Here is a 17,666-nt window from a genome sequence, read left to right as displayed (position 1 = left end):
GGGTGTGGTGTGCTGGTGGGGTTGGGGCGTCGTAGAGTTCTCGGTTACCACCGTGTGTTGTGGCGGTGGTTGGAATCCGATGAAATGAGGCAACCCTTGGCAACCATCTCTCGAGTCCACGGCGATGTGGAGTCCACGATCGCGCTGCTGGAGCGCGAGTTGCCGGCGCTGGAGGAGCAGAAGCAGCGCCTGGAAGGCGAGTTGGGCTCCGTGACGGAGCGGTTGGCGGCGGTGCGTGGCGCGTTGGAGAGCCTGCACTCGCTGGCGACGGCGCCCTTCCTCCAGGAGAAGGGCACGGAGGCCGCCGAGCCCGAGGCGCCCAAGAAGCCGGTGCGTGCGCGGCGTGCCGCGAAGGCCGCTCGTACCTCGGCCCCGGCGGCGAAGCGGAAGGCTGCCGCGCCGGCCGGTGGCGCCCGTGGCCGGGCCAAGGCCGCGCCCGTGGCCGAGGAGGCCGCCGCCCCGCAGGCCGCCGCCAAGCGTGCGTCCGGGCTGACCGAGGCCATCGTCGCGCACCTGCTCCAGGCCGGCGGGCCGGTCAAGGTCCGTGAGGTGGCCGAGGCCCTGGGGCGCGACGCCACCCCGTCGGCCGTCAACACCGTGCGCACCTCGTTGGAGCGTCTTGCCAAGGCATCCCGCGCCCAGCGTGTGGGCCGTGGCCTCTACCAGGCGCAGGCCGACTGAGCAGGTCGACCGGGTCTGCGGGCCGGCCGGGACCGGTCGCGCGGGTGGTGGGGTGGCGCCGTGGGTGTCGCGTCTCGCTCGCGCGCCGGTCCGTACCGGCATGCCCCTGTCGAACGGATATCCGCTCTGGTGATCGGGTAGTTGGCCCGGCGTCGGATCGCGCGTGCGGGGCGGAGGATTCTGCGGTCATCCGACAAGTCGGCGAGTAGGCTGTTCTGGGGGCGGTTCCAGGCCGATGGTCGGTCGAACTCCTGTGCTGTTCAATGGGGTTGATGCGCTGTCCAGAGCGGGCATGTGCCCGGGGCAGGAGATTTTTTCGACGAGGTGTCGCCTTCAGGGGTGAAAGCGGTCGTTTCGCTCTGTGTGGGCGGGCATGCTGGGAGAGTGACTGCGCAGACTGAGGCGGCCCTGTCGCCGACGCCATCGATGCCGCCCGCCGGGGGCGGGCCGCTGACCGAGCCCGACGTTCCTCCTATGACCGCTCCAGCCTGCCCGCCGATCGGGGCCGGCGCGTCGCTGCCCGGGCTGCGGTCGGGTGCCTCTGCGGCGGCCGCGCCGCGGATCGTGCGGGACCTGACCCGGGACCTGTCCCGAGCGGCCGGCGCGGTGCGGGCGCTGCCCGTGACCAGTTGCGGGAGTGGGGACGTGACGGTGGCCGCCCACAGTGTGGTGGTCTGCACCGCCGACAGTGCCGCGCGGGCGTTGGAGGAGGCGGCGGCCTGGTGCCGGCAGGCTCCCGAGGCCGAGGTGCACTGCACCGCCTGGGCCAGGGTGCCCGGTCACCGCGAGGACGTGTGCGAGTACCGGATCAGCCTGACCGTCTCCTTCCCGGACGACGACACCGGCGAGTATCCGGGCGACACCCACCACGCCCCGTGCCGTTAGGGCCTGTCCGGCGGATCTTGCCGGGCGCCGATCCTGCCGGACCCCGGCTCGCGTCGAACGGCGGATCGCCGAGGTCCGCCCACTCCGCCGCCGGGGCCGGCCCGGGCCGCCGGCATCCCGAGCCCCGGGCGAGCCGTGCTCGTCTCGACCGGGGCAAAGGCGTCCCCATGGCGTCGCCGGGATGACGGGATGGAGCATTGACCTTTCCGCTACGTCAACTTCTAGTCTCACTGCTGCGGCCGTGGCACCAACTCCGGTGATGGGAGGCGATGACAGACAAGGCAATGGCTCACTCGATCGCAGACGTGGCCAAGATGTCCGGGATCAGCTCTCGCACACTCCGCCACTACGACGAGATCGGCCTGCTCGTGGCGACGCGGAACGAGAGCAACGGCTACCGCTGCTATGAGGAGCAGAGCCTCCAACGGCTTCAACGGATACTCATGTTGCGGGAGTTGGGAATGGGCCTGAGTGAGATCTCCGAAGTGCTGAGTCAGCAGACCGACGAGATCGAAGCTTTGAAGGCGCATCGTGAACGACTCCTGGCTGAATATGACCAGCTGAGAGTGCTCGTCAACACGGTCACTCGCACGATCGTCATGCTGCAACAGAGGAAGGACGGGACGACCATGTCGAAGATCAACCGGCCGGAAAACCTGTTCCGCGAGTTCGACGCGGCCAGGCACGACGCCTACACCCGCACGCGCTGGCCCAGGGAGTGGGACGAGTCCCGCAAGGCGCTCGAGTCCCTGACCCCCGCCGACTACGAGCGCCTCCAGCGCGAGCGGACCGCGGAGATGGTCCGGGTGGCCGAGTTCATGGAGGCCGGCAGGCCCGCCAACGACCCGGAGGTGCTCGAGGAGATCGCCGTGCACTACCGGGGCGTGAGCGAGTTCTGGACGCCCGACGCCGCGGCCTTCAAGCGCCTCGCCCAGACCTACGTGGACGAGAGCGAGTGGAAGTCGGTCTTCGAGGCGATCGCCCCCGGCCTGGCCGAGTACCACCGGGACGCGATGATCGCCTTCGCCGAGCAGCGCCTGAGCTGAGCGACCGGCGCCGATCCGATCTGGTGGTCGGGTTCCTGGCCGCACGAACTCGAGAACCCGACCACCAGCCGCATCGGGGGCCACCCACCCCGCCCCGCACCAACGGCCGCCAGGCCGTGATCCCACCGGCGCATCCGAACTCCCTTGCCAGGAAGTGGATTTGGAAAGGGAACGCGCCGAGTGGCGGAGGACCGCCGAGACACCGGCGGGCCCCCGACGCTGAAGCCGCGTCGGGGGCCCGCCGGTGTCTCGCGCGCCAGGAAGACCTGGGGGGTCTGGTCCGGTGCCGTGTTGCGGACGGCCTTCGGGCCCGGTCGGGAGAGAATGCGGTAACGGTGGCTGTCCGCAGGGATGACGGGGGGTGCGAACTCCCGCTCCCCACGGCAGCCACGCACTGCCGGGGCGCGCGACGGCAGCAGGGCGACAGCGGCTGTGTCGCGCAGGCCTTCGGCGCGAACCATCGGCGGACGGAGCAACGGTGATCCAGGTGGCGGTGTGCGGGCCCGCGGAGTGCAGCGCGGCCGAGGAAGCGGCTGCCAGGGAAGTCGGTGCCCTGCTGGCGCGCTCGGGTGCGGTCGTGCTCTGCGGGGGCTACGGCGGTGTCATGGCCGCCGCCGCGGAGGGTGCGGCCGGCGCGGACGGCCTCGTCATCGGCGTCCTCTCCGGGGTCGACAGGTCCGGGGCCTCGCCCTACTTGACCGCCGCCGTCGCCACCGGCATGAACCAGGCCCGGAACAGCGTCCTGGTCGGTTCCGCGGACGCGGTCATCGCCGTCGGCGGGTCGTGGGGCACGCTCTCCGAAGTGGCCATGGCCATGAGACGAGGCGTCAAGCCGGTCGTCAGCCTCGGCGGCTGGCGGATCACGGACGCGCTGGGCGAGGCCGTCCCCGGACCTCTCCTGGCTGACAGTCCGGCGGCGGCCGTACGGCTCGCCCTGGCCGGCCGGGGTTGACACCGGCGTCACCGGCACCGCGCGGTGGTCGAGAGGATGACGGCGAACTGGCGGCCCGCGCCCTCGACCAGCGGACCGTGTCGAAGACCTGACGAGGTGGTCCGGACGTTCCTCGCCTCCGTACGGGTGTCGCGCCCCGGGGAGGAGCACCGGGCGCCGTTGATCGACAGGAGCTGCCCGGTGCCCCCGACCGTGTCCTACCCGAGAGCCGGCACCGGCCGCTGACCCGGGCCGTCGTAGCAGGCCAGCGGCCGGATCAGGGCGTTGTGGGCCAGTTGCTCGGTGATGTGGGCGGTCCAGCCGGTGATGCGGCTCATCACGAAGACGGGTGTGAAGGTGCGGGTGTCGAAGCCCATCAGGTGGTAGGCGAGCCCGGCGGGGTAGTCGAGGTTGGGGTGGATGCCCTTGTGCTCCAGCATCGCCTCGCGCAGCGCGGTGTGCAGGGCGGCCAGCCGGGCCGCCGCGGGGTCGGTGGCGCGGGCCACCAGCTCCTCCAGGGCGTTCTGCATGATCGGGACGCGGGAGTCGCCGTGTTTGTAGACGCGGTGGCCGAAGCCCATGATCTTCCGCTTCGCGGCGAGCGCCTCGTCCAGCCACGCGGCGGCCCGGGCGGGGTCGTCGATCTCCTCCAGCATGTGCATCACCGCCTCGTTGGCGCCGCCGTGCAGCGGGCCCTTGAGCGCGCCGATCGCCGCGGTGACGGCGCTGTAGAGGTCGGAGAGGGTGGAGGTGACGACGCGCGCGGTGAAGGTGGAGGCGTTGAAGCTGTGCTCGGCGTAGAGCACGAGGGAGATCTCGAAGCAGCGGACCACCTCCGGTGCCGGGACGGTGCCGAAGCACATGTGGAAGAAGTTCTCGGCGTAGCCGAGGCCGGGGTCAGGGGCGATGGGGTCCAGCCCCTGGCGGCGGCGCTGGTCGGCGGCGACCACGGTGGGCAGTCTGGCCAGCAGGGTGAGTGACTTGGCGAGGTTGGGGGCCGGCCGGTCGTCGTCCTCGGTGGGGTCCTCGGCGCCGAAGAAGCTGACGGCGGTGCGCAGGACGTCCATCGGGTGGCAGGTCTCGGGCAGCTTGGCCAGCAGCTCGGAGGTGGTGCGATCGAGCGGGCGCAGGGCGCGTTCGCGGGCCTGGAAGTCCCGCAGCTGCTCGTGGTCGGGCAGGTCGCCGTGCCACAGCAGGTACGCGACCTCCTCGAAGGAGCGCTGGGCGGCGAGGTCCTGGACCGGGTAGCCGCGGTAGGTCAGGGAGTTGGTCTCCTGGATGACGGTGGAGATCTCGGTGGTGTCGACGACGACACCGGCGAGGCCACGGTGGATCTCGGGTGCGGTGGTCATGGTGGTGCCTCCGGTGCGTCAGGTGCCGGGCGGGAGGGTGAAGTCGAAGACGGCCGAGTCGAAGGCCGTGTACTCCGGGTAGCCGAGGAGTTCGTAGAGGCGGGAGCGGGTCTGCATGCGTGGCAGCAGGGATTGCTGGGTGCCCTCGCCGGCGATGGTGCGCAGGCCCTCCTCGACCGCTCCCATGGCCAGGCGCAGCAGGGTGACCGGGTAGAGGGCGATGTCGTAGCCGAGGTCCTGCAGGGTGTGGGCGTCGAGGAGCGGGCTCTTGCCGAACTCGGTCAGGTTGGCGAGCAGCGGCACCCCGGGGAGGGCCTTGCGGAAGGCCTCGAACTCGGCCTCGTCGGCGAGGGCTTCGGGGAAGATCGCGTCGGCACCGGCGTCGACGTACGCCTTGGCCCGCTCGATCGCCGCGTCCAGTCCCTCGAGGGCTCGGGCGTCGGTGCGGGCCATGAGCAGGAAGTCGGGGTCGCGGCGGGCGTCGACGGCGGCCCGGACGCGGCGGGTCATCTCCCCCCGGGGCACGACCGACTTGCCGTCGAGGTGGCCGCAGCGCTTGGGGTTGACCTGGTCCTCCAGGTGCAGGCCGGCCAGGCCCGCGTCCTCCATCAGCTGGACCGTGCGGGCGGCGTTCATCGGCTCACCGAACCCGGTGTCGGCGTCGATCAGGACGGGCAGGTCGGTCACCCGGGTGGTCTGCTGGGCGCGCGCGGCGATCTCGGTCGACGTGGTCAGGCCGATGTCGGGCAGGCCCAGATCGGCGGCGAGGACCGCGCCGGACAGGTAGGCGGCCTCGAAGCCGGTGTCCTGGATCAGGCGGGCGGACAGCGGGTTGATGGCGCCCGGCACGGCCAGCAGGCGTCCGGTCGCCAGCCGTTCGCGCAGCGCGCGGCGGCGCTGGGACGCGGTGGTGCGGGTGTGCAGCATCAGAACAGGCCCTTCGGCAGGCTCGCGTCGTAGTCGCGCACGGCCCGGGTGTCGACGGCGGGGAACAGCTCGTCCAGGTCGCGGGGGGTCAGGTCGGCGAGGTTCTCGGCCGCGGACAGGAAGCGGTCCTGGTCGGCCGGGGTGACGATGCCCTCGGTGAGGGTGCGGAACTTGGCCGCGTAGGCCGGTCGGTCGAAGGGGCGGGCGCCGGCCGGGTGGGCGTCGGCGACGGTCAGCTCGTCCTCGATCACCGAGCCGTCCTCCAGGGTGATCACCGCCCGACCGCCGAAGGCCCGCCGCTCGGGGTCGGGGTCGTGGTAGCGGCGGGTCCACTCCGGGTCCTCGACCGTGGTGATCTTCCGCCACAGCTCGACGGTCTGCGGGTGCCGGGCCCGCTCGGGGGCGTAGGAGCGCTCGTGGTGCCAGACGCCGTCCTCCAGGGCGACCGCGAAGATGTAGGGCACCGAGTGGTCGAGGGTCTCACGGCTCGCGTTCGGGTCGTACTTCTGCGGGTCGTTGGAGCCGGAGCCGATGACGTGGTGGGTGTGGTGGCTGGTGCGGAGCACGATGGAGCGCACCTGGTCGAGCGGTCCGGCCTTCTCGCGCAGGCGCCGCGCCAGGTCGATGATCGCCTGCGCCTGGTACTCGGCGGAGTGCTCCTTGGTGTAGGTGTCGAGGATCGCGCGCCGCGGCTCGCCGTCCTCCGGCAGCGACACCGTGTAGGCGGCGCCGGGTCCGTCGAGCATCCAGGCGAGGAAGCCGTCCGCGCCCTCGTAGATCGGCGACGGGGAGGTCTCGCCGCGCATCGCCCGGTCCACCGCCTCGATCGCCGCCTTGCCGGCGAAGGCCGGGGCGAACGCCTTCCAGCTGGAGATCTCGCCCTTGCGGGACTGCCGGGTCGCCGTCGTGGTGTGCACGGCCTGCTGGACGGCCTGGTACGTGACGTCGGCCGGCAGCCCGAGCAGGGCGCCGATCCCGCAGGCGGTGGCCGCGCTCAGGTGGGCCACGTGGTCGATCCGGTGCTCGTGCAGGCAGATCGCCCGCACCAGGGCGACGTGGATCTCGTACGCGGCGGTGATGCCGCGCAGCAGGTCGGCGCCGCCGCGGCCGGTGTGCTGGGCGACGGCCAGCAGCGGCGGGATGTTGTCGCCCGGGTGGGAGTAGTCCGCGGCCAGGAAGGTGTCGTGGAAGTCGAGCTCGCGCACCGCCGTGCCGTTGGCCCAGGCCGCCCACTCCGGTGACACGCGCACGCCGGGCGCCGTGCCGAACACCGAGGCGCCCGGTGTGCCGCCGTGCGGCAGCGCCTGCGCGCGGGCGACGGCGACCGGACGCCGCCGCAGCGAGGCCACGGCAACGGCCGCGTTGTCGATGACCCGGTTGACCGCCATCGCGGCCACGTCCTGTTCGGGCTGCCCGGTGCCGCAGGCCACGGCGGCGAGCTTCCAGGCGAGCTGCTCCGCACGGGGCAGCGCCTTCGTGCTCGGGTGGACCCGTACCTGATGGTAGATCACAGGACTCCTCGACGGTTCGGCCCGGCGGTTGCCGGGCTCCTGCTGGATGGGTGGCGCTCCGCCCCCCGGCACGGTGTCGTGCCGATGACGGGAAGTCCGGGGCGGCCCGGCGCGCACTTGCAGCATTCCCCGGGCCGAGCCCGTGGTCGACCCGTCCATCCTGCGAAATCCGTCCAGGTCAGCGATGCGAAAGTGCGGATTTTGCGAAATCCGCGGCTGTTAACTTTGCAGGGTCGTGCGCCGCCGACGACGAGCAGGAGGACCGTGAACCGCACCCCTGGCCAGAAGGTCTACGCCCACGCGAAGCTGCGCCGGCTGCGTCGCGACCACGGGCTCAGCCAGGTCGAGCTGGCCCGCCGACTCGGGATCTCCACCAGCTACCTCAACCAGCTGGAGCACAGCCAGCGCCCGCTCACCGCGCCGGTGCTGCTGCGGATCGCCGAGGTCCTCGGCACCGACCCGGAGTTCTTCTCCGACAGCGGTGCCGGTCGGCTCACCGCCGACCTGCGCGCCGCGCTCGCGGACGAGGCCAGTGGCGAGGAGCTGCCCGCGGACGAGCTCGCCGAGGTGGTCCGCGACCATCCGGCGGTCGCCCGCGCCCTGGTCGCCGTGCACCGCCGCTACCGTGATGCGGTGGAACGCGCCGTGACCCTCGCCGGGCCAGGGGAGTCCACCGGTCTGCCCGCCGAGCCGCACGACGAGGTCCGCGACTTCTTCTACGAGCACCACAACCACATCGCCGAGCTGGACACCGCCGCCGAGGACGACGCCGCCGCGCTGGGCATCGTGCCCGCCCGGGCGGCGGACGCCCTGGAGCACCGGCTCGCCTCCCGGCACGGCATCCGCGTCGTCGCCACCGCCCCGCCCGGGCCGGCGGCCGGCGACGTCCGCAGGTACGACCCGGCGGCCCGCCTGCTGCACCTCTCGCCCTGGCTGACCGACGGCCGCCGCGCCTTCCAGCTCGCCACCCAGCTCGCCGTCCTCGAACACGGACCGCTCCTCGAGCACCTCGCCGACGCACCCTCCCTCGGCTCCCCGGCGGCCACGGCGCTCGCCCGCATCGGTCTCGCCAACTACTACGCGGGCGCCCTGCTGATGCCGTACACGGCGTTCCACGCCGCCGCGGAGGAGCTGCGCTACGACGTCGAGCTGCTCCAGACCCGCTTCGGCGTCGGCTTCGAGACCGTCTGCCACCGCCTGAGCACCCTGCAACGGCCCGGCCTGCGCGGGGTCCCGTTCTCCTTCCTGAGGGTGGACCGGGCCGGCAACATCTCCAAACGGCAGTCCGCCACCGACTTCCACTTCTCCCGGCTCGGCGGCACCTGCCCGCTCTGGACGGTCTACGAGGCCTTCTCCGCCCCCGGCCGGATTCTCACCCAGGTCGCCGAGATGCCCGACGGCAAGCGCTACTTCTGGGCCGCCACCACCGTGACCCGCAGCGGACCCGGGCACGGCGCCCCGCGCACCACCTTCGCCCTCGCACTCGGCTGCGAGCTGCGCCACGCCCACCGGCTCGTCTACTCCGAGGGCGTCGCCCTGGACGACCCCCGCGCGGCCACCCCGATCGGCCTCGGTTGCCGGATCTGCGAACGGCAGGACTGCGTCCAGCGAGCCCGGCCGCCGGCCGGCGGCCCCCTCGTCATCGACGAGAACCGCCGCACCACCGTGCCCTACCCCGTCCTGCGGCGGCACGAGCACTGACCCCGGCGCGCCGCGCCCGCCACCAGCCGGCCGCCGACGGTCGACGAGCACCTCAGCACCTTCGCCCCGGACCCGGTCCGCGCCGACTCGGCGGGCTGGGCTCGGGCGCGCGGACCGTCCGACGAGTGGTGCCCGCTGCGGCCACCGGGGCGCCCGGCGGCTCACCGCTGCGGGGCGGTCCCGAGCTCTCCACGGCCGGAATCCCTCCCACGCCACCATCCGCGATCCGGACAGTCGATGCCGGAGCTGCCCGATGGGCCTAGGCTGTGACTCGCAGTCGGTTCGCCCTGCCAGCCAGGCAGGCGCGTCGCAAGAGGGAACCCGGTGGGAATCCGGGACTGCCCCGCAGCGGTGAGTGGGAACGACCGCCGTCACACGCACTGGGCCCCAGCGGGGCCCGGGAAGCGACGGCCAGTAGGTGCCGGACCAACAGGCCCGGCGTGCCCACGAGTCCGAAGACCTGCCACTGCCCGCGTGCCACCGGTGCGCGGTGATCTCGGTGACCTCGTGGGAGGGTCGGCGGGCTGGGCGGGCACCCCCTGGTGCCGCGTCCCCCCACTCCCGTACCCTCGTACCTCCGTGCTCTCCCGGGATCGCAACGCGACTCGCGAAGGAGAGTTCCGTGTCATCGAGTTCCACCACCCCGCAGGCCACCGTCCACGGCTACCCGAGGCAGGGCCCGAACCGGGAGCTGAAGAAGGCGATCGAGGGCTACTGGGCCGGCCGCGTCAGCGCCGAGGTCCTGCGGGTCACCGCCGCCGACCTGCGCCGCGACAACTGGCACCGGCTGGCCGAGGCCGGCGTCACCGAGGTGCCCACCGGGGACTTCTCGCTCTACGACCACGTGCTGGACGCCACGGTCGCCGTCGGCGCGATCCCGCCGCGCCACCGGGCCGCCGTCGCCGCCGACCCGCTGGACGGCTACTTCGCGATGGCCCGCGGTACCCAGGACGTCGCGCCACTGGAGATGACCAAGTGGTTCGACACCAACTACCACTACCTCGTGCCCGAGTTGGGCCCGGACACGGTCTTCGCCGCCAACTCCACCAAGGCGGTCGCCGAACTGCGTGAGGCGCTCGCCCTCGGCCACCGTGGCCGCCCGGTGCTGCTCGGCCCGGTCAGCTACCTGCTGCTGGCCAAGCCCGCGCCCGGCGTGGCCGCCGACTTCCAGCCGATCACCCTGCTCGACCGGCTGCTGCCGGTCTACGCCGAGCTCCTCGCGGACCTGCGCGCGGCCGGTGCCGAGTGGGTCCAGCTGGACGAGCCGGCGCTGGTCCAGGACCGCACCCCGGCCGAGTTGAACGCCGCCGCCCGCGCCTACCGCGAGCTGGGTGCCGTGACGGACCGACCAAAGCTGCTGATCGCCTCCTACTTCGACCGTCTCGGCAAGGCACTGCCAGTGCTGGCCAAGGCTCCCATCGAGGGCCTGGCGCTGGACTTCACCGGCCCCGCCGCCGCCAACCTGGACGACCTCGCGGCCGTCGGCGGCCTGCCCGGCAAGCGCCTGGTCGCCGGCGTGGTGGACGGCCGCAACATCTGGATCAACGACCTGGAGAAGTCGCTGTCCACCCTGGCCGTACTGCTCGGGCTGGCCGACCGGGTCGACGTCGCCCCCTCCTGCTCGCTGTTGCACGTCCCACTCGACGCGGACCGGGAGCGCGACCTCGACCCGCAGGTGGCCCGCTGGCTCGCCTTCGCCCGCCAGAAGGCCGCCGAGGCCGCGCTGCTCGCCCGCGGTCTGGGCGAGGGCGCCTCCGCGATCACCGCCGAACTCGCCGCCAACCGCGCCGACCTGGCCTCCCGCGCCGCCTCCGCCCTCACCTACGATCCAGCCGTGCGGGCCCGGACGGCGGCCACCACGGCCGCCGACGCCCGCCGCGCCCAGGCCTACCCCGAGCGCGCCGAGGCCCAGCGCACCCGGCTCGGCCTGCCGCTGCTGCCGACCACCACGATCGGCTCCTTCCCGCAGACCCCCGAGCTGCGCACCGCCCGCGCCGACCTGCGCGCCGGACGCATCGACGCCGCCGCCTACCGGGAACGGATGGAGGCCGAGGTCCGCGAAGTGATCGCCTACCAGGAGAAGGCCGGCCTCGACGTCCTGGTGCACGGCGAGCCCGAGCGCAACGACATGGTCCAGTACTTCGCCGAGCAGCTCACCGGCTACCTGGCCACCCGGCACGGCTGGGTCCAGTCCTACGGCACCCGCTACGTCCGCCCGCCCGTACTGGCCGGCGACATCTCCCGCCCCGAACCGATGACCACCGACTGGTACCGCTACGCCCAGGGACTGACGGACCGCCCGGTCAAGGGCATGCTCACCGGACCGGTCACCATGCTCGCCTGGTCCTTCGTCCGCGACGACCAGCCGCTCGCCGAGACCGCCCGCCAGGTCGCCCTCGCCCTGCGCGACGAGGTCACCGACCTGGAGGCGGCCGGCGCCGCCGTCATCCAGGTCGACGAACCCGCCCTGCGCGAGACCCTCCCGCTGCGCGCCGCCGACCGGGCGGCCTATCTGGCCTGGGCCACCGAGGCCTTCCGGCTCGCCACCTCCGCGGTTCGGGCCGACACCCAGATCCACACCCACATGTGCTACGCGGAGTTCGGCGCGATCATGACCGCCATCGACGACCTCGACGCCGACGTGATCTCCCTGGAGGCGGCCCGCTCGCACATGCAGGTCGCCGGTGAGCTGGCCGAGGCCGGTTATCCGCGCGAGGTCGGCCCGGGCGTGTGGGACATCCACTCGCCCCGGGTGCCGAGCACCGAGGAGGCCGCCGGCCTGCTCCGGGCCGGGCTGGCCGCCATTCCGGCCGAGCGGCTCTGGGTCAATCCCGACTGCGGCCTGAAGACCCGCGGCTGGTCCGAGACCCGCGCCTCCCTCGGTCACCTGGTGGCCGCAGCCCGCGAGGTCCGCGCGGAGCTGACCGGCTGACGCCGTCGCCGGGGCAGCATGGTGATCACCATGCTGCCCGCCGGCCGGCAGTCCTCGACCTCCACGGACCCGGCGGGCTGCTGGCCGCCGCCGCGACCACCGCGCTCGACCGCGATCCGGCAGCGGGCGACCGCGGTCAGTCCTCCGCCCGATGGGTGATGAGCGCCTCGGTGCGGTCTCCCAGGAACTCGTACCACCGCCGCTGCAGGCAGACGTATCGCGTATCCGCCTCGACGAGGCTGAGGAAGGCCGACACGGTTTCGGTGAGACGCTGCTGCAGCCCGGAGTCGGCCAGCTGTCCGTCCTCGGTGAACGCCTCGTAGGCGGAGGCCAGGCTGAACATGTCCGGATAGACGCGGGTGCCGAGGTGTTCCAGGGGGACCCGCAGCGCCCACAGCCCGCGGTTGCCCCCGACCAGGGACGGCGAGGCGGAGACGAGCATCGCGTGCTTGGTCTTGAACGGCTGCGGTTGGACCCGTGAGACCCAGTCGATCGCGTTCTTCAGCACGCCGGGCACCGAGCCGTTGTACTCGGGGGAGGAGATCACGAAGGCGTCGCACCGCTCGAGCCGCTCGTACAGCGCGAGGGCGCCCTCCGGCAGCCCCGCGGTGGACTCCACGTCGCCGTCGTACAGGGGCATCTCGAACTCGCGCATGGTGGCGAGGTCGACGGTGGCACCGTCGTCGGCGATCAACCGGGACACGAGGGAGGCGAGGCGGCTGTTGATCGACTCGGCCCGCAGCGCGGCGCCGAAGACGAGCACCCGCAGCGGACCAGGGTGGCCGCGGTCCGTGGGCATGGGGACGTCCTATCGTCAGCTGCGTACGCGTCGGTCGGGGCGGACAAGGACCAGCGTGGTCCCGGCAGGGCTGACCCGCGACCGGATCTGGGCCTTTCGGATGAGGAGCCGGGGCGAGGCGGGGGCAGGCGGCTGAACGTCCGGTGGCGAGCCAGCCATTGGCTACTCGTGAGGTGGCTCCTCGTCCGGGAGGCGGCCCGGATCCGTCGGGCCCCAGCCGTGGCCGGCGACCGGGCCGGGTCGGTACGGAACGTCAGTTGGAGCTTCTCCTGGGCATGGTGGGACAGCTCACGGGTGGGTGGAGTCCGTACCGGCCCGTTCCCGGTCGGGCTGCCCCCTGGGCGATGGGCGGACCCGGAAGCCGCCCCAGCCGGGGTACCGGGTGTCGCGGCGGCTTCAGAACTCGTCGTGGGTGAAGGGCAGGAACTCGGTGCGCAGCGCGGCGTCGAGTTGGCGGGCCGCGCCTGCCGTGCGCTCGGTGACGAGTCCGGCGTGCGCGAGTCGGCACAGCCGGGTGTCGCCCAGGTAGCAGGCGGCCAGGTCGCGGACGTCGAGCGCGAGGTCGGCGGGGTCGGTGGTCGGCTCGTACCGGCCGCCGTTCGCTCCGCCACCCGGGTCCGCGGTCAGGCGGAACCGGCCGTGGTTGGCCGGGATCGCCTCGTCGCGCACCTCCAGCACGAGGTCGACGGGTTGGGCCCAGGTGCGGGCGGTCAGTGCCGCCCGCACGTCCACCAGGCGTAGCCAGAGTGCCGGGAACTGTTGGGTGACCCGTACCTGGTCGCGGTCGGCGGCCAGCAGCGGCAACGGATCGTCGGCCGCGCGGCCCCAGGCCCGCACCCGGCCGGTGAGGTCGATGGAGGCGAGGTAGCTCCACAGGGCCGCCGTCACCGGGGCGGTCTCGCTCTCCAACTCGTAGACCTGGACGAGCCCGGCGGCGCCGTTGTCGTCGTCGCCACCGCGGGTGCGGTAGATCGCGTAGCCGGCGCACGGGTCCTCGCCCGCCACCACGATCCGCGGCGGGCTGAGCTCGTCGTCGTCCTCGTCCTCCTCGGGCAGGACCTGTTCGCGCCACCACAGGCGGTCGCGGGCCGGTCGGCCGGCCCGCCGGGACCGGCTCGCCTCGTAGCGGGGGCCGAGCAGGTCGGGTGCCTCGGCGGCGTCCAGCAGGCGCAACGGGCCGGGGTCGGGAGTGAGGCGCAGGGCGAGCGGCCGGGTGGAGTCGATCTCGATGGTGGAGAGGTGGGTGGCCGCGCCGAAGCCGTAGCGGCCGTAGATGGCGGTCTCGGAGGCCCACAGCGCGGCGAGCGGGCGGCTGCGGGCGGCGCAGCCGCGCCACAGCTCCGCCATCAGTGCCGAGAGCACGCCGCGGCGGCGGTGAGTGGGCGCCACGGACACGAAGGTCAGCCCGGCGCAGGGCAGTTGGCCGCCGGGGACGGAGAGCTGGAAACGGTGGGCGGCGAGCAGGCCCACCAGCCGGTCGTCCGCGTAGGCGCCGATCCGGTCGCAGCGGCGCAGCAGCCTCCGGTACCGGTCGCGCTCCTCCTTCTCGTAGGTCTCGTGGAAGACCAGGGAGGCGAGGTCGAGGGCGCGGTTGAGGTGCGCCTCGGGGACCTCGCGGATCCGTGGTGCCGCGGGCGCGTTCGCGTGCGGGGTGCTCACCCCACGGGATGGTAGCGGGATGTCGGCGGCTCGACCGGGAGGTCGGTGCCGGCGGGAATCGGCGTCGCCCGCCGGAGCCAGGCGGGACCTCCCCGGCGCGACCCCGACCCGAGCCCCGGGCGGGGCCACCGCCCGCCCGCCCCGGTGCCCTGCTCGCCGACCGGGGGCCGGGTGGGCTTCCGCGGCCGAACCGACCGGCCGCGGAAAAACCACTGGACGGCGGGGGAGTTGAACTCCCTATCCTGCTCGGATGACGGACTTCGCCCTCCTCGCCGCTCCCTCCGACTGGCAACCCGGCTACCGGCAGCGCCTCGTCGACGCCTACCGGGCGACCGGTCTGCCGGGGCCGGCCGCGGACGAACTCGCCGCCAGGGCCGTCGAGCAGAGCGACGGTTGCACGGCGGCGGCGATCCTCGACGAGGACGGCCGCCGGATCGGGCAGGTCGTCGTCGGCCTCGCCGAACGGCACAGCGGCCCCAGTGGCCGGATCGGCGAGCTGTGGACCGACCCCGGCCACGACGAGCAGGGCAGCCACCGCCGAGCGGCCCACGCCTGGGCGCGCCGCTGGTGCGCGGAGCGCGGGGCGGAGCGGGTGGTCGTGCGACTGGCCGCACCGGACGAGGTCTTCGCCGACTACCCGGTCCGTGGTCAGACCCGGATCAAGGTCATCAGCACTCCGGCCGAGCCGCCGGCCGGGGTGAGCCACCGGCCGATGACGGAGGCCGAGTACCCGGCCTGGCAGGCTGCCGGGAAGGAACGCTACGCCGCCGACATGGTCCGGGCCGGCTCCTGCACGTCCGAGCAGGCCCGGCAGAAGGCGGAGGAGGACTACCGCACACTGTGCTCCCCGAGGGCGTGGCCACCTCCGACACCTCCCTCCTGGTGCTCCGGGCCGAGGGCGAGCCGATCGGCAGCGGCTGGCTGAGGCACGGTCACCTTCCCGGAGTCACCTACGGTTACTCGCTGGTGGTTCACCCGGAGTTCCGCGGCCGGGGCCACGGCCGCTCGGCCATGGCCGTCGGCGAGCAGGTCACGCGGGCCGTCGGCGACCAGGTCCTGATGTTCAACGTCTTCGGCGGCAACGAGGTCGCGATGTCCCTCTACACCGCGGCCGGTTACCGCGTCCTGGAGGAGGTCCGCTCCCTCGACCTCACCCAGGACGGGGCACCGGGTCGACGGTCCTGATCGCCGCGGCCTCCGTGAGTGCCACGGAGGCCGCAGGCGCGAGGCGGGTGCGGTGCGCGCACGGGCCGGGTGGGTTCGGGTGCCCACGGCCCTGAGCCCTGGGCGCTGCCGATCTCGGTCGGGCGACCGGCGGGGGTGCCGGCGCCAGTCGTCGGCCGAGCCCGCCCCAGGACCCCGACGCGGTCCCCGCCACCAGCTGACCTGCCGTGTCCGCCGGGACACGGGTGGCTGGAGGACCTCGCCACCCGTGTCCCGGCGGAGGGGCCGGTGTGTGGAACGCGGTCGCGCCTGCTCTCCGGGGGCCTGGCGGCCTCGACAGTTCATCAACTGCGCAACTCTTGAAGAGAAGGTTTGCCTAACCTTAGACTGCCGCCGTCCTCGTTTCCCGCGAGGGCATGCAGCGTCAGCGAAGTCCGGTGCGAATCCGGGCTGTCCCGCAGCGGTGAAGCCCCGTTCGGGGACGAGTCCGACCGGTGTCACTGCATCCACGGAACCCAGCCCGCAGGGGGGCGGCCCGGTCCCGCCCCCCCGGGGCCGTGGTCCGGACTGTCGGCCTGCGACCATCCCGAGGAGGATGCCCCAGTGTCAGCTGACCTGTCCGAGTCAACGCCGGCGAGAGAGTTGTCGGCGGTGGGAACGGCGGAACTTCCCCGCCGCCGGCGCTTCTCGCTGACCCGGCGCCAGTGGATGATCGCCACGATGCTGGCGGCGTGGGGTCCGGGCCTGATCGTGATGCTGGCCGACACCGACGCCGGCTGCATCATCACGGCCGCGCAGTCGGGTGACCAGTTCGGCTACGCCATGGTGCTGCCCCAGCTGCTGCTGATGCCCGTGCTGTTCGCGGTGCAGGAGATCACCGTGCGGCTGGGCATCGTCACCGGCAAGGGCCACGGCACGCTCATCCGCGAGCAGTTCGGCAAGTGGTGGGGGCTGCTCTCCGCCGGTACGCTGCTCCTCTCGGCGATCGGCGCGCTGCTCACGGAGTTCGCGGGCGTGGCGGGCGTCGGCGAGCTGTTCGGCATCTCCAAGTGGGTCACCGTGCCCACCACCACCGCGTTCCTGGTCGGTCTGGCCTTCACCGGTAGCTACCGGCGCTCGGAGCGGATCGGTATCGCCATCGGCCTGGCCGAGTTGGCCTTCGTGCCCGCCATGCTGCTCGCCCACCCGAAGGTGCACGACCTGCTGCACGGCATGGGCACCTTCCCGGTCGGCAACACGCAGTACGTCTACCTGCTGGCCGCGAACATCGGCGCGGTCATCATGCCGTGGATGATCTTCTACCAGCAGAGCGCCGTGGTGCAGCGGAAGCTGTCCATCAGCGCCCTGCGGCAGGCGCGTTGGGACACCGCGGTCGGCACGGTGCTGACCCAGGGCATCATGATCGTCGTCGTCATCGCCCTGGCCGCCTCGGTCGGACGCAAGGACACCAACGCAGCGCTCAACGACGTGGGCCAGATCGCCGGCGCGCTCACCCCCTACCTGGGTTCGGGCAACGCCAAGTGGCTGGTCGGGGCGTCCATCCTGGGCGGCGCACTGGTCGCGGCCCTGGTGGTGTCGCTGGCCGGCTCCTGGGGCATCGCGGAGGTGCTGGGCTGGAAGCACAGCCTCGACGAGCGGATCAGCCGCCGCAACGCCAAGTTCTACGTCACCTACGCCCTGTCCCACATCATCGGCGCGGTCCTGGTGCTGGCCAGCTTCAACCTGGTCAGTCTGGCCGTCGACTGCGAGGTGATGAACGCGCTCCTGCTGCCCGTCGTGCTCGGGTTCCTGCTGGCGCTGGAGGCCAAGGCGCTTCCCACCGAGCACCGGATGCGCGGAGCCTACCGGGTGATCATCACCGCGCTGTGCGTCATCGTGATGGGCTTCGGGCTGTACATGGTCCCCAACACGCTCGGCTTCTGACGCCGGGCCCACGCGTTCCACACCTCGCGGGCCGGGGGGGGGGGGCGCCCGGGGGGGGGGGGCCCGCCGGGGGGGGCCCCCCCGGGCCGCCGCGGGGGGCGGCGCGGGGCCCCCCCCGGCGGGCCCCGCGCGGGCCCCCCGCCGCCCCGGGCGCC

At 73.0% G+C, this 17,666-nt stretch carries 14 protein-coding genes and 1 riboswitch; of the genes, 9 read left to right on the top strand and 5 right to left on the bottom strand.

Features of this window, described 5'->3' with window-relative positions; all coding sequences use genetic code 11:
* Positions 1 to 96: 96 nt before the first annotated feature.
* The 4 genes from ACIGXM_RS11145 to ACIGXM_RS11130 all read left to right on the top strand — a co-directional run bounded on the left by ACIGXM_RS11145 (position 97) and on the right by ACIGXM_RS11130 (position 3,564).
* Positions 97 to 681 carry a hypothetical protein gene (locus ACIGXM_RS11145; RefSeq protein ID WP_396559296.1) on the top strand — a complete coding sequence of 195 codons (585 nt, stop codon included), beginning with the start codon at positions 97 to 99 and terminating at the stop codon, positions 679 to 681.
* Between the two features lie 474 nt (positions 682 to 1,155).
* Positions 1,156 to 1,566: a hypothetical protein gene (locus ACIGXM_RS11140; RefSeq protein ID WP_396559294.1), complete on the top strand. Its 411-nt coding sequence runs from the start codon at positions 1,156 to 1,158 to the stop codon at positions 1,564 to 1,566.
* 284 nt (positions 1,567 to 1,850) lie between these two features.
* Complete coding sequence (locus ACIGXM_RS11135; RefSeq protein ID WP_396559292.1) at positions 1,851 to 2,612, top strand: MerR family transcriptional regulator; 762 nt, start codon at positions 1,851 to 1,853, stop codon at positions 2,610 to 2,612.
* 478 nt (positions 2,613 to 3,090) lie between these two features.
* Complete coding sequence (locus ACIGXM_RS11130) at positions 3,091 to 3,564, top strand: TIGR00725 family protein (RefSeq protein ID WP_396559290.1); 474 nt, start codon at positions 3,091 to 3,093, stop codon at positions 3,562 to 3,564.
* Positions 3,565 to 3,761: 197 nt separating this feature from the next.
* Here ACIGXM_RS11130 and ACIGXM_RS11125 read toward each other — a convergent pair whose 3' ends face one another.
* From ACIGXM_RS11125 to ACIGXM_RS11115, 3 genes are read right to left on the bottom strand one after another with little or no spacing between them, the layout of a single operon-like run.
* Complete coding sequence (locus ACIGXM_RS11125; RefSeq protein ID WP_396559288.1) at positions 3,762 to 4,895, bottom strand: bifunctional 2-methylcitrate synthase/citrate synthase; 1,134 nt, start codon at positions 4,893 to 4,895, stop codon at positions 3,762 to 3,764.
* A gap of 18 nt (positions 4,896 to 4,913) precedes the next feature.
* Positions 4,914 to 5,822 (bottom strand): methylisocitrate lyase, encoded by a 909-nt coding sequence (gene prpB / locus ACIGXM_RS11120; protein WP_396559286.1) that lies wholly within the window; start codon positions 5,820 to 5,822, stop codon positions 4,914 to 4,916.
* Positions 5,822 to 7,333: an MmgE/PrpD family protein gene (locus ACIGXM_RS11115; RefSeq protein ID WP_396559284.1), complete on the bottom strand. Its 1,512-nt coding sequence runs from the start codon at positions 7,331 to 7,333 to the stop codon at positions 5,822 to 5,824. Before ACIGXM_RS11115 ends, prpB begins: the two co-directional genes overlap by 1 nt.
* 264 nt (positions 7,334 to 7,597) lie before the next feature.
* Here ACIGXM_RS11115 and ACIGXM_RS11110 point away from each other — a divergent pair, with 264 nt between their 5' ends.
* Entirely contained in the window at positions 7,598 to 9,034 is a 1,437-nt protein-coding gene (locus ACIGXM_RS11110; protein ID WP_396559282.1) for a short-chain fatty acyl-CoA regulator family protein, read from the top strand.
* 261 nt (positions 9,035 to 9,295) lie between these two features.
* Positions 9,296 to 9,517, top strand: a riboswitch (cobalamin riboswitch).
* 139 nt (positions 9,518 to 9,656) lie between these two features.
* Positions 9,657 to 11,966: a 5-methyltetrahydropteroyltriglutamate--homocysteine S-methyltransferase gene (gene metE / locus ACIGXM_RS11105; protein WP_396559280.1), complete on the top strand. Its 2,310-nt coding sequence runs from the start codon at positions 9,657 to 9,659 to the stop codon at positions 11,964 to 11,966.
* Positions 11,967 to 12,102: 136 nt separating this feature from the next.
* On the opposite strand, the gene ACIGXM_RS11100 is transcribed toward metE, so the two are convergent.
* Both ACIGXM_RS11100 and ACIGXM_RS11095 read right to left on the bottom strand, forming a co-directional pair.
* Positions 12,103 to 12,765 carry an NADPH-dependent FMN reductase gene (locus ACIGXM_RS11100; RefSeq protein WP_396559278.1) on the bottom strand — a complete coding sequence of 221 codons (663 nt, stop codon included), beginning with the start codon at positions 12,763 to 12,765 and terminating at the stop codon, positions 12,103 to 12,105.
* Positions 12,766 to 13,161: 396 nt separating this feature from the next.
* Positions 13,162 to 14,424, bottom strand: coding sequence for a GNAT family N-acetyltransferase (locus tag ACIGXM_RS11095; protein ID WP_396559276.1), 1,263 nt, complete (start codon positions 14,422 to 14,424; stop codon positions 13,162 to 13,164).
* Positions 14,425 to 14,674: 250 nt separating this feature from the next.
* Here ACIGXM_RS11095 and ACIGXM_RS11090 point away from each other — a divergent pair, with 250 nt between their 5' ends.
* The 3 genes from ACIGXM_RS11090 to ACIGXM_RS11080 all read left to right on the top strand — a co-directional run bounded on the left by ACIGXM_RS11090 (position 14,675) and on the right by ACIGXM_RS11080 (position 17,511).
* On the top strand, positions 14,675 to 15,349 hold the full coding sequence (locus tag ACIGXM_RS11090) for a hypothetical protein (protein WP_396559274.1): 675 nt from the start codon (positions 14,675 to 14,677) through the stop codon (positions 15,347 to 15,349).
* Complete coding sequence (locus ACIGXM_RS11085; protein ID WP_396559273.1) at positions 15,280 to 15,609, top strand: GNAT family N-acetyltransferase; 330 nt, start codon at positions 15,280 to 15,282, stop codon at positions 15,607 to 15,609. The genes ACIGXM_RS11090 and ACIGXM_RS11085 overlap by 70 nt, the downstream gene beginning before the upstream one ends.
* Positions 15,610 to 16,239: 630 nt before the next feature.
* Positions 16,240 to 17,511, top strand: a complete 1,272-nt coding sequence (locus ACIGXM_RS11080; RefSeq protein WP_396559271.1) for an NRAMP family divalent metal transporter — start codon at positions 16,240 to 16,242, stop codon at positions 17,509 to 17,511.
* Positions 17,512 to 17,666 lie beyond the last annotated feature (155 nt).

The organism is Kitasatospora sp. NPDC052896, from assembly GCF_044547075.1.
In the GTDB taxonomy this organism is placed as follows: domain Bacteria; phylum Actinomycetota; class Actinomycetes; order Streptomycetales; family Streptomycetaceae; genus Kitasatospora.
This window is presented reverse-complemented; position numbering and strand designations above follow the sequence as displayed.

Excerpts from the sequence above, each read along its gene's own strand:
- ACIGXM_RS11140 (WP_396559294.1), top strand. The coding sequence starts at position 1,156 with ATGACCGCTCCAGCCTGCCCGCCGATCGGGGCCGGCGCGTCGCTGCCC.
- ACIGXM_RS11135 (WP_396559292.1), top strand. The coding sequence starts at position 1,851 with ATGGCTCACTCGATCGCAGACGTGGCCAAGATGTCCGGGATCAGCTCT.
- ACIGXM_RS11125 (WP_396559288.1), bottom strand. The coding sequence starts at position 4,895 with ATGACCACCGCACCCGAGATCCACCGTGGCCTCGCCGGTGTCGTCGTC.
- prpB (WP_396559286.1), bottom strand. The coding sequence starts at position 5,822 with ATGCTGCACACCCGCACCACCGCGTCCCAGCGCCGCCGCGCGCTGCGC.
- ACIGXM_RS11100 (WP_396559278.1), bottom strand. The coding sequence starts at position 12,765 with ATGCCCACGGACCGCGGCCACCCTGGTCCGCTGCGGGTGCTCGTCTTC.
- ACIGXM_RS11090 (WP_396559274.1), top strand. The coding sequence starts at position 14,675 with ATGACGGACTTCGCCCTCCTCGCCGCTCCCTCCGACTGGCAACCCGGC.